We start from the raw sequence: 14,211 nt of genomic DNA on the forward strand, positions 1-14,211 counted from the left end.
TACTCATTTTATTCAGGGCAATACATTACTGGGAGAACATGGATAAAGACCTTATGGTTAACAGATCCTATCCTATAAGAATAAGATTAAAAAATAAAAGCTTACTTAATAGATACTCAAATTATGGTATAAAATATTTAGAAAGGTTTTCTTCTCTTCATATACATTACCTATTACAGCATCCCTTTTACATCTGAAATAGTGTTTAAAAACACTTCATATCCTAGCAATTTAAAATTTTAAATAATTTTAATTTACTGAAAAATAAAACAATAGCATTTTCTGTTAAATTTTAAAGGATAAAAACTTGCTTGATACAGATATTCATATTATATTTGCACCACTTAAAACAAAGGACATTCCTCCTTAGCTCAGTTGGTTAGAGCATCTGACTGTTAATCAGAGGGTCGCTGGTTCGAGCCCAGCAGGAGGAGCAAAAAAAGACTTACATTTCTGTAAGTCTTTTTTATTTCTATCTACTTTAAAGCAATTCCTTCAAAAACCTAAGATCCACAATCAGCTATTTAATAAATCTTTCTCTATTTGAGAATAAGTAATATCTTATTTTGAGCCCTATTCCCAAAAGCGTTCTTTTTAAAGTTTAAATTAAAATCACAAACCATTCGATATATCATTTAATAGCCATATAAGAAAGGTTCTTTTTAAGGTTTTTCAGAAATTTATTTATAGACACAAATGAGCCATTTTAAACCGCAAAATATGTTCAATGACACCCCAAATAAGCATACCCATAAAATCAATGATTTTTAAGGCTAAATCAAGCTAAATATTTATAACATTATAGGATACTTTCATTCTCACAGGAATCTTGACAGTGTTATTCACCGGATATTATATTCTCCAATTGTAAAACACTAATTTCTCTTGCAAAAGCTAAAGATCTTTGCAGGATGAAAAAATGGTAAGTTTATCAAGAGAATATCTGGATAAAATAAGGGTGGAAAAATCGGAGATAATGGTATACAGGCTAAATGAACCTGGTAAAGAGTTTAGTTTGGGTATTAGGTATTATACTCTTGGGTATGGCACAAAAAAAAATCCTTTATCACAATGATAAAGGATTTTTAAAAATAAAATAAAAACTGGCGGCGGCCTACTCTCCCGCGTTAGCAGTACCATCGGCGCTGGTGGGCTTAACTTCTGTGTTCGGAATGGGAACAGGTGAGCCCCACCGCTAAAACCACCCTAAAGAAGGTATATATTGTAAAATGTCGGTTGTAATATGTACAAGGTATTTATATCATACTTCTTACATTCTATATTTTACAAGTTTTAAGCGATAAAAACTTTCACAAAGACAAAACCTTTACTGCGCATAAAGTACTTGTCATATTTATTATATTATAATTTTAGATTTAGCAACCATAGGCTATAAATCTACGGGTAATTAGTACTACTCGGCTATGACATTACTGTCTTTACACCTGTAGCCTATCAACGTCGTCATCTACAACGACCCTTAAAAGATGTCTCATCTTGAGGCGAGTTTCGCACTTATATGCTTTCAGTGCTTATCTCTTCCAAACGTAGCTACTCAGCGGTGCACCTGGCGGTACAACTGATACACCAGAGGTTTGTTCAATTCGGTCCTCTCGTACTAGAATCAAGCCCTCTCAAACATCTAACGCCCGCAATAGATAGAGACCGAACTGTCTCACGACGTTCTGAACCCAGCTCGCGTGCCACTTTAATGGGCGAACAGCCCAACCCTTGGGACCTTCTCCAGCCCCAGGATGTGACGAGCCGACATCGAGGTGCCGAACCTCCCCGTCGATGTGAGCTCTTGGGGGAGACTAGCCTGTTATCCCCGGAGTACCTTTTATCCTATGAGCGATGGCCCTTCCATACGGAACCACCGGATCACTATGTCCTGCTTTCGCACCTGATCGACTTGTAGGTCTCACAGTCAAGCACCCTTATGCCATTACACTCTACGCACGGTTACCAAGCGTGCTGAGGGTACCTTTGAAAGCCTCCGTTACTCTTTTGGAGGCGACCACCCCAGTCAAACTACCCACCACGCAATGTCCTTCTGAAAGAAGTTAGGCTCCAAGTAAGTAAAGGGTGGTATTTCAACGACGGCTCCACAAACACTAGCGTGCCTGCTTCAAAGCCTCCCACCTATCCTACACATTACTTACTCAAAGTCAATACGAAGTTATAGTAAAGGTTCACAGGGTCTTTTCGTCCCATTGCGGGTAATCGGCATCTTCACCGATACTACAATTTCACCGAGCTCGTGGCTGAGACAGTGCCCAGATCGTTACACCATTCGTGCAGGTCGGAACTTACCCGACAAGGAATTTCGCTACCTTAGGACCGTTATAGTTACGGCCGCCGTTTACTGGGGCTTCAGTTAATGCCTTCGGTTTAACCCTAAGCACCTTCCTTAACCTTCCAGCACCGGGCAGGTGTCAGACCCTATACAGCATCTTTCGATTTAGCAGAGTCCTGTGTTTTTGATAAACAGTCGCCTGGGCCTCTTCACTGCGGCCACCATTGCTGATGGCGTCTCTTCTTCCGAAGTTACGAGACTATTTTGCCTAGTTCCTTAGCCACGACTCACTCGAGCACCTTAGGATTCTCTCCTCGACCACCTGTGTCGGTTTTGGTACGGGTTGCTTCACTTCGGCTTTTCTTGGATCAGATTACTCTACAGCAGCTTCGCCCGAAGGCTAGGCCTTGACTATTCCGTCAGTCTCCAGCAGATACATCCAACCGTCCCCTTTTATTGTGAGCAAGTCAGGGAATATTAACCCTGTGTCCATCCACTACCCCTTTCGGGTTCGCGTTAGGTCCCGACTAACCCTCAGCTGATTAGCATGGCTGAGGAAGCCTTGGTCTTTCGGTGAGCAGGTTTCTCGCCTGCTTTATCGTTACTTATGCCTACATTTTCTTTTCTATCCGCTCCACAATACCTCACAGTACTGCTTCGGCGCAAATAGAATGCTCTCCTACCAGATGTACAATGTACAAATCCATAGCTTCGGTAATATGTTTATGCCCGATTATTATCCATGCCGGACCGCTCGACTAGTGAGCTGTTACGCACTCTTTAAATGAATGGCTGCTTCCAAGCCAACATCCTAGCTGTCAATGCAGTCCAACCGCGTTGCTTCAACTTAACATATATTTGGGGACCTTAGCTGTTGGTCTGGGTTCTTTCCCTCTCGGACATGGACCTTAGCACCCATGCCCTCACTGCCGCACAACATTTATTAGCATTCGGAGTTTGTCAGGAATTGGTAGGCGGTGAAACCCCCGCATCCAATCAGTAGCTCTACCTCTAATAAACTTTTTTGCGACGCTGCACCTAAATGCATTTCGGAGAGTACGAGCTATCTCCCAGTTTGATTGGCCTTTCACCCCTACCCACAGGTCATCCGAAGACTTTTCAACGTCAACCGGTTCGGTCCTCCACTCTGTGTTACCAGAGCTTCAACCTGCCCATGGGTAGATCACAAGGTTTCGCGTCTAATCCTACTAACTCAGCGCCCTATTCAGACTCGCTTTCGCTCCGGCTCCGGTACTTAATACCTTAACCTCGCTAGTAAAATTAACTCGTAGGCTCATTATGCAAAAGGCACGCCGTCACAGCTTTACGCTGCTCCGACCGCTTGTAGGCGTACGGTTTCAGGTTCTATTTCACCCTTCTATTCGAAGTGCTTTTCACCTTTCCTTCACAGTACTTGTTCACTATCGGTCTTTCAGGAGTATTTAGCCTTGGAGGATGGTCCCCCCATATTCAGACAGGATTTCACGTGTCCCGCCCTACTCATTTATCACTCAAATATGCCTTTCATATACGGGGCTATCACCCTCTATGGCTGTTCTTTCCAGAACATTCTATTAAACATATAAAAGCTTTTGGGCTAATCCGCTTTCGCTCGCCACTACTTACGGAATCTCTTCGATTTCTTTTCCTCCGGGTACTTAGATGTTTCAGTTCTCCGGGTTTGCTCCTCTTACGAGGTAATACATCTTCAATGTATTGGGTTGCCCCATTCGGACATCTGCGGATCTATTCGTGTGTGCCAATCCCCGCAGCTTTTCGCAGCTTACCACGTCCTTCGTCGCCTCTGAAAGCCTAGGCATCCGCCATACGCCCTTAACGATTTCTTTCCTATTTTTGGTTACTCAAGCGCTTTATGCGCTCGGTTTTCTCTTTGTGATGTCTTTACCGTTAATGTCAATGATCTTAAATCTATTTCTGATTTAATTCGCAAATATTGTTTTTGGCTCTATTTGCTTTTTTAAAACTAAACCATCTATGATGGTGGAGAATAAGGGAGTCGAACCCTTGACCTCCTGCGTGCAAGGCAGGCGCTCTAGCCAGCTGAGCTAATTCCCCCTCTAGTAGTGATGTACTTTGTATAATGTAAAATGTAGAATGTATCAGATTTAATCTCTTACATTGTACAAGCTACTTTGTACTTTTTACATCCCTTATAATTAGTAGTCTCGGGCAGGCTCGAACTGCCGACCTCTACATTATCAGTGTAGCGCTCTAACCAGCTGAGCTACGAGACTGTCTTTATGTTAGACCTTGAGAGCTAAGAATATAGAATAAAGACCTTTTCAACTTCTGTCTTTCATCTTTGTTCTTTTCTCTTGCCTCTTCCCTTTACTAATTTCTAGTGGGTGTTGTATTTTTATATATCAACCAAACAAAAAACTAAAGCTTTACTTTGAAGTAAGTACTTTGTATCTTACGATACTAATTTTTTTATCGTCTAACGACGCTCTAAAATGAGATGTTCCAGCCGCACCTTCCGGTACGGCTACCTTGTTACGACTTAGCCCTAGTTACCTGTTTTACCCTAGGCAGCTCCTGTTACGGTCACCGACTTCAGGTACCCCAGACTTCCATGGCTTGACGGGCGGTGTGTACAAGGCCCGGGAACGTATTCACCGCGCCATGGCTGATGCGCGATTACTAGCGATTCCAGCTTCATAGAGTCGAGTTGCAGACTCCAATCCGAACTGAGACCGGCTTTCGAGATTTGCATCACATCGCTGTGTAGCTGCCCTCTGTACCGGCCATTGTATTACGTGTGTGGCCCAAGGCGTAAGGGCCGTGATGATTTGACGTCATCCCCACCTTCCTCTCTACTTGCGTAGGCAGTCTCACTAGAGTCCCCAACTTAATGATGGCAACTAGTGACAGGGGTTGCGCTCGTTGCAGGACTTAACCTAACACCTCACGGCACGAGCTGACGACAACCATGCAGCACCTTGAAAAATGTCCGAAGAAAAGTCTATTTCTAAACCTGTCATTTCCCATTTAAGCCTTGGTAAGGTTCCTCGCGTATCATCGAATTAAACCACATAATCCACCGCTTGTGCGGGCCCCCGTCAATTCCTTTGAGTTTCAAACTTGCGTTCGTACTCCCCAGGTGGCTAACTTATCACTTTCGCTTAGTCTCTGAATCCGAAAACCCAAAAACGAGTTAGCATCGTTTACGGCGTGGACTACCAGGGTATCTAATCCTGTTCGCTCCCCACGCTTTCGTCCATCAGCGTCAGTTGTTGCTTAGTAACCTGCCTTCGCAATTGGTGTTCTAAGTAATATCTATGCATTTCACCGCTACACTACTTATTCCAGCTACTTCAACAACACTCAAGACTTGCAGTATCAATGGCAGTTTCACAGTTAAGCTGTGAGATTTCACCACTGACTTACACATCAGCCTACGGACCCTTTAAACCCAATAAATCCGGATAACGCTTGCACCCTCCGTATTACCGCGGCTGCTGGCACGGAGTTAGCCGGTGCTTATTCGTATAGTACCTTCAGCTAGATACACGTATCTAGGTTTATCCCTATACAAAAGAAGTTTACAACCCATAGGGCCGTCGTCCTTCACGCGGGATGGCTGGATCAGGCTCTCACCCATTGTCCAATATTCCTCACTGCTGCCTCCCGTAGGAGTCTGGTCCGTGTCTCAGTACCAGTGTGGGGGATCACCCTCTCAGGCCCCCTAAAGATCGTAGACTTGGTGAGCCGTTACCTCACCAACTATCTAATCTTGCGCGTGCCCATCTCTATCCACCGGAGTTTTCAATATCAAGTGATGCCACTCAATATATTATGGGGTATTAATCTTCCTTTCGAAAGGCTATCCCCCAGATAAAGGCAGGTTGCACACGTGTTCCGCACCCGTGCGCCGCTCTCAAGTCTCCGAAGAGACTCTACCGCTCGGCTTGCATGTGTTAGGCCTCCCGCTAGCGTTCATCCTGAGCCAGGATCAAACTCTCCATTGTATGTTTGTCTGACTCACTCAAAGTTTTTTAACGCTTTAGTTTTTCCTTACTTGGTTGTTATATTGTATGTCAATGATCTTTTTATCTTCCGCTTTGTAACGAAGCAATCTCTCTGTCAGTGTCGCTCCGTATTTGCGAGTGCAAAAGTAAAACTTTATTTTGTATTGACCAAATGTTTTGAAAGAAAATTTTAAAGTTTTTCAAGTAACCTTAATCCTTCCCAAACCCTCAATCTATCTACTCCTGCGCTCCGAATTATTTCGGACTGCAAAGATACAAACTCTTTTTTAACTCGCAACTTTTATACAATAAAAATTAAAAGTTTTTTTTCGCCTGATATCTTAGTAGAATATTATGTTTATGCTTAGCTAAAAGCTCTTCTGCGCTTGTACTGATACTCTCGTTTTCAGTGGGGCAAAGATAACAACTTCTTACAACGCAAAACAAGTTTATTTAACATAAAATTCATACTGACTACGCTTTTTACCCCTAATACGCTGATACCATGGACGAAAAATTTTTAAACATTTGTTTGGAGAAAGGGGATTGAATTATATGTGAAGGTAATGGGTAATGGAATGTATACATTATATATAACAGGTCTTGGGTTATTTCAGGATTTGGTGTTGGTATGGCTTTTAGAGGATTACAGTATGGAAGGCAATTGTAAAATCGGAAGTGAATATTTTTATTTCCCACAGATGGCACAGATTTTCACAGGGGATTAGGGATTGTGGTGTTGGATTGTTAGAAAACACCCTCGTCAGAAGAATGATAAAAGCCTCTTCTTATAGACAATGGTTAAGTTAAGGCTTATCTATTAATCATTGCTCATTACCTATCATTCACACTTCCTCCCTAGCCCCGATAGCAGCGGTTACCCCACAACAGAAATTGGAAAGCTACAGGATTTAAGCATTGGAATGCCAAAGGGTGAGGAGTATGAGCGGATAGCGGGATAAAGCTCCTGAAAAAATTTGGGTGCAGAGCGTTTGGATCCCTTAAAAGATAGAGGTATAACTTCCATACATAATCATAATATAATTGTTTATAAATTCTAATATTTAACATTATATGCTTTGTGAGATATAAGTCATTGTCTTTAAAAACTTCCAATTCTGAATCTGTTAAAAACAACATTATTTGTAAACACGAATCATAAATAAAGCAGATTTTAATGGTGTCATTAATTAATTGATCCTTATCTGTTAAGGTAATAAGCACAGTATTTATTTTTTCGTAACTGGTAGTACTATTTTTGTTAAATTTGCCGTTTTACATAGAAACGTAAGAATATTTTATTTTTTTATATATTTTTAAAAAACTGCATACTTTTTGTTTGTGCTAATTGCCTGAAGAAACGAATGATGTTAAACAAGAACTCCAAAAAACACTATTTTATATTTTTTTTCCTGACCATTGCCAGCTTCGCATACGCTCAAAAAAGGGCCAGCGGAAAGATTGTTGATGCCAAAAATAACAAAGAAGTAAGTAAGGTAGATATTTTTATCAATGATAATACAGCTCCTTCTTTGACCACTACTTCGGGAAGCTTTACCGTTCAGTCTGACAGTATTATTCAAAGACTGAAATTTGTTAGAAAAAACTATACTACAGAAACTCTCGATATTACTCCTGATAATGCAGAAAACATTTTTATTCAGCTTTCCCAAGCCAAGGTAAGCAATATCCAGGAAGTGGTTATCCAGGCAGGAAAACCTAAATACAAAAGCAAGAAAGAAAACCCGGCCTACGCTATCATGCAAAAAGTTTGGGCCCAAAAAAGAAATAACGGACTGGAAAAATTTGATACCTATTCATACAAGGAATATGAAAAGACTCAATTTGACCTTAATAATATAGACAGTGCTTTTATGAAGAAAAAAATCTTCAATAAGCTGGATTTTATTTTTGATTATGCAGATTCTACTGCCAGCGGCAGGCTTGGGCTGCCTATTTTCCTTAATGAAGCTGTTTATGAAAATTATGGTAAAAACAAACCGGATAAAGACAGTAAAAGAACTTTAGTTGCTCAAAAAACATCTGGATTTCAGGACAATCAGGTAATTACTGTTTCTGCAAAGAACCTTTACAGAGATATTAATATTTATGATAATACTTTAAATTATTTTGATATTGGATTTCAAAGCCCGGCTGGAACAGATGGATTCGGAACATATGACTACAGCCTTGTAGATACCATTTCTATTCGCGGAGAGAAGGCTTTTCAAATAAGATATCAGCCTAAGCGTAAGGATGTACTGGCATTTCAGGGAAACCTTTATATAGATACAGACAGCTATGCCGTTTTGGGAGCTACTTTAAGATCAACACAAAAAATCAATGTTAACTTCGTTAACAGTGTATATACTCAACTGGAATACGATAATCCGGATGAAACAACTTTTCTTCCAAAAAGATTGGTTACGGAAGTTGAAATGAGCCCATTTTCTAAGAAGAAAGGCTCTAAAAGTATTATTGCCAAAAAATCTGTTGATTATTCTAATTATGAGTTCAACATTCCTCTTGATCCTAAAGTTTTCAAACGAAAGGAGGAGGAATATGAAGATAAATTTACGGACAAAGACGAGGCTTACTGGACAAAAGCAAGACCAGATACTTTATCTAAATCTGAACAGGGTGTATATAAAATGTTGGACCAACTACAGCAAACACCGAAGTTCAACCGCATGGTAAAACTTTTTGAAACCCTTGGTTCACGTTATTATAATGCTTTTAAAGGCGTAGACTTCGGCCCTATCTTCTCTGTATACGGCAGAAACGAGGTAGAAGGAGACAGAATAAGAGTGGGTGCAAGATCATATTTCGGGTTGAATGACCCATGGAGAGTTCAGTTCTATACTGCTTATGGCTTTAAAGATCAGCAGGTAAAATATGGTGTTGAAGCACGATATATGTTTAACAGACTCAACCGTTTTATGATTGGGGCAGGAACCAGCAGAGATATTGTTCAGCTTGGCGGACAGCTCACTTCAGGAGATGGAGTAGCGTCGCGTTCCTTATCTTCAAGTACTTTTTTTGCAAGAGGCGAGAATATTTCTTTAAGTTCTGTAAACCAAACAAGTGTTTTTGCGGCTATTGAGCCATGGAAAAATATACAGATAAGAGTTGATGGAGTTATGCAAAGTATCAAATCTGCCATTCCTGAGAAATTTAACCTTATGTATTATCAGCCGGATGGGCAATTAAGAAAAACAGTGAATGATTCACATGTTACCATCAGTCTGATCGCTAAACCGGGCGCCAGATTTTCGCAAACCGGAATTGACAGATATCAGGCAAGAAACCTTGCTCCTACTATTGTTTTACGATATACCAGAGGTATTGAAGGATTATTTAATGCCGATTTCAATTATGACAAACTTCAGTTTATGTTCTACAAGCCATTCCTGATCGGAACATTAGGGAAAACTATCGTCAATTTTGAAGCTGGGAAAAATTTCAACACTGTTCCTTTAGCTTTACAGAATGTTATTCCCGCCAACCTTTCTTATGGTTTAGCTCCAAATACGTTCTCCCAGCTTAATTATTATGAATTTGTTGCTGATGCTTATACTACCCTTCATTTGGAACATCACTTTAACGGAAAGATCCTTTCTTATATTCCTCTGATCAAAAAGCTAAAACTTAGAGAAGTTGCCTTTATCAGAGGAGCATACGGAACTTTAAGTGATGCATCCAAAGCAATTAATGTAGAGGGGTTCAAATATTCAGCTCCCAGCGAGCATATTTACTATGAATATGGATTTGGTATTGAAAATATAGGAATTGGTAACCTGAGAATTTTCAGAGTAGATTTCAACTGGAGAGGAAATTATCTTGACAGGCCTGATATTTCAAAATTCGGTGTGAAGGCTGGCTTCCAGGTAGGATTCTAAAGTAAAACAACTATAATAAACAGATTGGGCGGCTTCTATGAAGCCGCCCAATTGTATTGTAAACTTTATTAAGAGCAATTACAAGATTCTTCGAAGATATTGTTTGGGCAATGCAGTTTCTGCCATGAAGTCCATCTGCACCATATTTTTATTTTTTAACCAATTTCGTAGATTGGGTTTCGTTATCGGACTGCAACATTATATAATATACACCAGCAGGTAAATATTGAACATTGATTACTCCGTTATCCGGAAGTATTCCAGACCCTACCAACTTTCCTGTCTCATCTAAAATCCTATAAGTTTTGAACTGTGTATTTTCTATATGCACATAATCTGTAGCCGGATTAGGATATATTACAACTTCCTTCTTCACGGTCAAATCATGAACGCCAAGACTTGAAGAACCAGCCAGCCAAACCACTGCATTTACCAAAAGAGGCCTATGGTTTCCATTAGCATCTCCTGTGTATCCGTTATATAATGTATCATTAGTATCCCCAGTGCCATCATCCGGAACAGAACTATCGCCTAATGCACATATTTTTCCATTTCCATAAGTAGATGTTGCAAACATTACATTGGTAGTACCGCTCGTTGAAGAACCTGTTGTGAATATAAGCCCTTGGGTGGAGGCATTATTATTTTTATTTAAGGTCATTGTAGCTCCATTGGAAAATTTCATTTGGGTTGGAGTTCCCTGCGGGCCATTCAGAATAGCAGGATTTACACCAGCCGGTGCAAAGTTTGAACTCACTTGAGAGACATTATTCAGATTAAAACTAATACCAAAAGGATCGTTTACTATACCATTGGAGGTAAAAAAGTCATTCCAGATCGCGGGAGAATCCCAGCCATCATTATTTCTATCACTTATTGTATGATCCGAAATCAAGAAAAGGCCCCCTCCATTTGCTACAAAATTAAGCATCGCAGTTTTTTCTGATGTTGTAAATCTGATATTGGGTTCAACTACAATAAAAACTTTATAATTGGAAAGATCTTGCGGATTGGATGAATTTCCATAAGTGATACTTCCACTATAAGGTAACGTTTCTACAATATAACCTTGTCGTACCAGGTCAATTCCCCAATTGCTTAAAGCTCCCTGCCAATACGTTTCTGTAGTAGCAGCAGTAATTCCGCTTTGGGCAGGAACCGGAAATCTTTGCGGATTAGATTCTGTTCCCGTTGTAGTTATGCCGTTAGCAGAAAAGCTTAGATTGTGAACATCCGCATCTATAACCCAATCTGCGTTTCCTGCCATTTCCGCCTTAGTAGCATCAAACAGTACTTTAATCTGTGCCTGCCAGCTAAAAGATGCCAGTATGCTCAACATTAGTATAATTTTACTCTTCATATTCATTCTATATTTAAAAATGGGGAACAAAATTATAATACTTTGAAATTCATTGGAGCATAAAAAATTAAAATTAGATTAAAATTGAAATAAAAAACCACAGCTTCAAAGAAACTGTAGTTTTAAATTCTATCTGGTGATCGGTATTACCTTAGTTGTCATCACAAGGCATACATAATTCTCCAAGTATACAATGAGACTTCTGCCATGGAGTCCATCTGCACCAGGCTTCACACGAATCATATACTGGCGGGCATTCTTGTGCTCCACCATTGATATTTTTTAAACTCTTTTGTGTAAGTTTTTTTAAATGCTTCATACTATTCTATACTAATTTACTGACTAACTTATAGAACTGATTAGCAATTACAAGGCATTTCATCAATAACAGCATTCAGACAATGGGCTTTTTGCCAGGCTGTCCATCCGCACCACTCGCTGCACCATGTAGCAGGAATCGGGCATCTTTCACCTCCAACAATTGTTTTTAATTGTCTTTTAGTTAATTTTTTTGAATTTTTCATATTATTTAGTTTTAATGTGTTGCCTACTCTATATGCTTTTCGGCTTCCGCAAGTGATTTGTATTTGATATATAACAAATATATAAATATTTCACTTGCTGTAGAATCTTTATAAAAATTTTAGTTCCCTGATATAAAAACAAAAAAAGCCTCAGCAAAAATGCGAGGCTTTAATTTTATAAAACGCTTGAATTATGCGTTTGGCTCTACAGATACGAAAGATCTGTTGTTTGCTTTCTTTCTGAAAACTACTTTACCATCTACTAATGCAAACAAAGTGTGGTCTTTACCGATACCAACGTTATCACCTGGGTGGTGTTGAGTACCTCTTTGTCTAACAATAATATTTCCGGCAATAGCTGCTTGTCCTCCGAAAATCTTCACACCTAATCTTTTAGAGTGAGACTCTCTACCGTTCTTGGAACTACCGACTCCTTTCTTGTGTGCCATTTTATTACTGGATTATTTGTTAAGTGCTTTAAATTGATCAATATTCTTAATGATAGCAGCATCTACTTCTTCATGAGTAAGAACATTTTTCTCTAATTCAACTTTAACTGCTTTACCTAAAGTAATTAAAGTTTCTCTGTTTTCTTTAGACTGAGACAAATTGTTTTTCTTTAAGTGGTAGTTCAACTCGTGATCTTCACTAAAGTTAACAGTTGCGTTGTCAGAAAGAACTTCAGACTTTACAGTTTCTTTTTTAGCAGCAGCTTTTTTAGCTCCGCCTTCAAATCCTGTAATACCAGTGATTACGATTTGAGTTAAAGATTGTCTGTGACCGTTTTTCACTTTGTAACCTTTTCTTCTTTTCTTTTTGAAAACGATTACTTTATCAGCTTTTACGTGGTCAAGAATCTCTGCCTCTACAGTGATTCCGCTTACAGCTGGGGCGCCTACAGTGATTGCACCGTTTACAGTAAGAAGTACTTTATCGAAAGAAACTTTTCCTCCTTTGTCTCCTTTTAAACGGTTTACAAACAACTTCTGGTCTTGCTCAACTTTGTATTGAAGCCCTGCTATTTCTACAATTGCAAACATTGTTTATAAATTTTTAGTTATTTCGAGGTGCAAATATACAAATAAAATTCTAAACAGCTTACAATCAAAGCAATGTTTTTATCTAAAAATTATATTCACTATGTTTTGAATAATTTTTAATACTAAAGTACTCATTCATAAAAGATAATTTCATACCTTCGTTTCACCAACTAAATAATTATATGAAAAGAAACTTTAATCTCTGCTTAATAGCAGGCGCCATTGCTGCAACATTCCTGACAGCATGTAGTGATGACAAGATGGAAGAAACTGTTCTTCCTCAACAGGAAAGCCTTAGTGCAAAAATTGAACAACCTGGAGCAATTGAAAAAAACTGCTCTTACGTAGACAACAACTGGAGCTCCTCTTCAGTTTTAATGACCGGACTTCAGAACTCCACAGACACCAATTTTATGAATGCCCAAATGACTAAAATTGCAAGCTTATGGGGAAGAAGCAATCCTACTTTAAGATTTGTGAACGATCCATCCAACTTCAATTCAACGTACAATGCCATCTCCTACTCTACAGGAAAGATCTATTATGGATACGCCATCTATTATGATGCAAAAGCCAAAGGTGGAGATATTGTAAATGCGATGATCCTTGCTCATGAATACGGGCATCAGCTACAGTATATCTTTGGACTTCCTTCAGTAAGCGAAAACACAGCCAGACCTAATGAGCTTGAAGCAGATGGCTTCGCTGGGTATTATCTGAGAAGACCAAACGGTTACAACAAGACAAGCTTCCCAGAAATTGCTGCAGCTTATGAATTTGCACAAAGCATCGGAGATTATCAGACATCAAGTCCGGGCCACCACGGGACTCCGGCACAGAGAAGATCAGCCGTTCGTTTAGGTTTCCTTTTAGGACAGTATGACCTTAATGCATCCAACTTTGATTATAACTTCTTCTATTATTATCAGGGAGTTCTTAACGGAACTTATAAAATGGCTAAAAACACTGTAAACCCTGAAATTGATGCTTACATGAGCCAATATATAGATGAGTTGAGAAAAATTCAGTCTGGAGAAATTTCAGCAGAAGAATTTAAACATCTTCAGTAAAGAAACATTCATTTTTAGCATATTTAAGAAAGG

8 protein-coding genes, 3 tRNA genes and 3 rRNA genes are annotated in these 14,211 nt (G+C 39.4%); 4 read left to right on the forward strand and 10 right to left on the reverse strand.

All coding sequences use genetic code 11. From position 1 onward, the window contains the following. Positions 1–360 precede the first annotated feature (360 nt). Positions 361–434: transfer RNA gene (locus EG339_RS04775), tRNA-Asn, on the forward strand. A 667-nt stretch (positions 435–1,101) separates the two neighbouring features. Here the strand turns inward: EG339_RS04775 and rrf are convergent. From rrf to EG339_RS04800, 5 genes are all read right to left on the reverse strand, one after another. After that, positions 1,102–1,209 (reverse strand): 5S ribosomal RNA (rrf, locus tag EG339_RS04780). 179 nt (positions 1,210–1,388) lie between these two features. After that, a 23S ribosomal RNA gene (locus EG339_RS04785) occupies positions 1,389–4,143 on the reverse strand. A gap of 152 nt (positions 4,144–4,295) precedes the next feature. Next, a tRNA-Ala gene (locus tag EG339_RS04790) sits at positions 4,296–4,372 on the reverse strand. Between the two features lie 105 nt (positions 4,373–4,477). Next, positions 4,478–4,551, reverse strand: a tRNA-Ile gene (locus tag EG339_RS04795). A gap of 217 nt (positions 4,552–4,768) precedes the next feature. Then, positions 4,769–6,285 (reverse strand): 16S ribosomal RNA (locus tag EG339_RS04800). Together the 16S, 23S and 5S rRNA genes with 2 tRNA genes alongside form the textbook arrangement of a ribosomal RNA operon. A gap of 578 nt (positions 6,286–6,863) precedes the next feature. Here EG339_RS04800 and EG339_RS24135 point away from each other — a divergent pair. Both EG339_RS24135 and EG339_RS04805 read left to right on the forward strand, forming a co-directional pair. Next, positions 6,864–7,013: a hypothetical protein gene (locus EG339_RS24135; RefSeq protein ID WP_164466414.1), complete on the forward strand. Its 150-nt coding sequence runs from the start codon at positions 6,864–6,866 to the stop codon at positions 7,011–7,013. Between the two features lie 636 nt (positions 7,014–7,649). Further along, the gene (locus EG339_RS04805) at positions 7,650–10,184 is read left to right on the forward strand and encodes a DUF5686 family protein (protein WP_228459702.1); all 2,535 of its coding nucleotides are present in this window, start codon (positions 7,650–7,652) and stop codon (positions 10,182–10,184) included. 148 nt (positions 10,185–10,332) lie between these two features. Here the strand turns inward: EG339_RS04805 and EG339_RS04810 are convergent, their stop codons facing one another. The 5 genes from EG339_RS04810 to rplU form a co-directional block, all read right to left on the reverse strand. After that, complete coding sequence (locus EG339_RS04810) at positions 10,333–11,523, reverse strand: T9SS type A sorting domain-containing protein (protein ID WP_164466415.1); 1,191 nt, start codon at positions 11,521–11,523, stop codon at positions 10,333–10,335. 172 nt (positions 11,524–11,695) lie between these two features. Further along, positions 11,696–11,863, reverse strand: a complete 168-nt coding sequence (locus EG339_RS24140; RefSeq protein ID WP_164466416.1) for a hypothetical protein — start codon at positions 11,861–11,863, stop codon at positions 11,696–11,698. A gap of 40 nt (positions 11,864–11,903) precedes the next feature. Then, entirely contained in the window at positions 11,904–12,068 is a 165-nt protein-coding gene (locus EG339_RS24145) for a bacteriocin-like protein (RefSeq protein ID WP_164465404.1), read from the reverse strand. A gap of 191 nt (positions 12,069–12,259) precedes the next feature. Next, on the reverse strand, positions 12,260–12,517 hold the full coding sequence (gene rpmA, locus EG339_RS04815) for a 50S ribosomal protein L27 (protein WP_027372929.1): 258 nt from the start codon (positions 12,515–12,517) through the stop codon (positions 12,260–12,262). A gap of 12 nt (positions 12,518–12,529) precedes the next feature. Continuing rightward, a complete protein-coding gene (gene rplU, locus EG339_RS04820) occupies positions 12,530–13,108 on the reverse strand; it encodes a 50S ribosomal protein L21 (protein WP_123869109.1) in 579 nt (192 codons plus the stop codon). A gap of 182 nt (positions 13,109–13,290) precedes the next feature. On the opposite strand from rplU, the gene EG339_RS04825 reads away from it, so the two are divergent. Beyond that, entirely contained in the window at positions 13,291–14,178 is an 888-nt protein-coding gene (locus EG339_RS04825) for a neutral zinc metallopeptidase (RefSeq protein ID WP_123869110.1), read from the forward strand. The last annotated feature ends 33 nt before the right edge of the window (positions 14,179–14,211 follow it).

The sequence above is a fragment of the Chryseobacterium bernardetii genome, assembly GCF_003815975.1.
In the GTDB taxonomy this organism is placed as follows: Bacteria; Bacteroidota; Bacteroidia; order Flavobacteriales; family Weeksellaceae; genus Chryseobacterium; species Chryseobacterium bernardetii.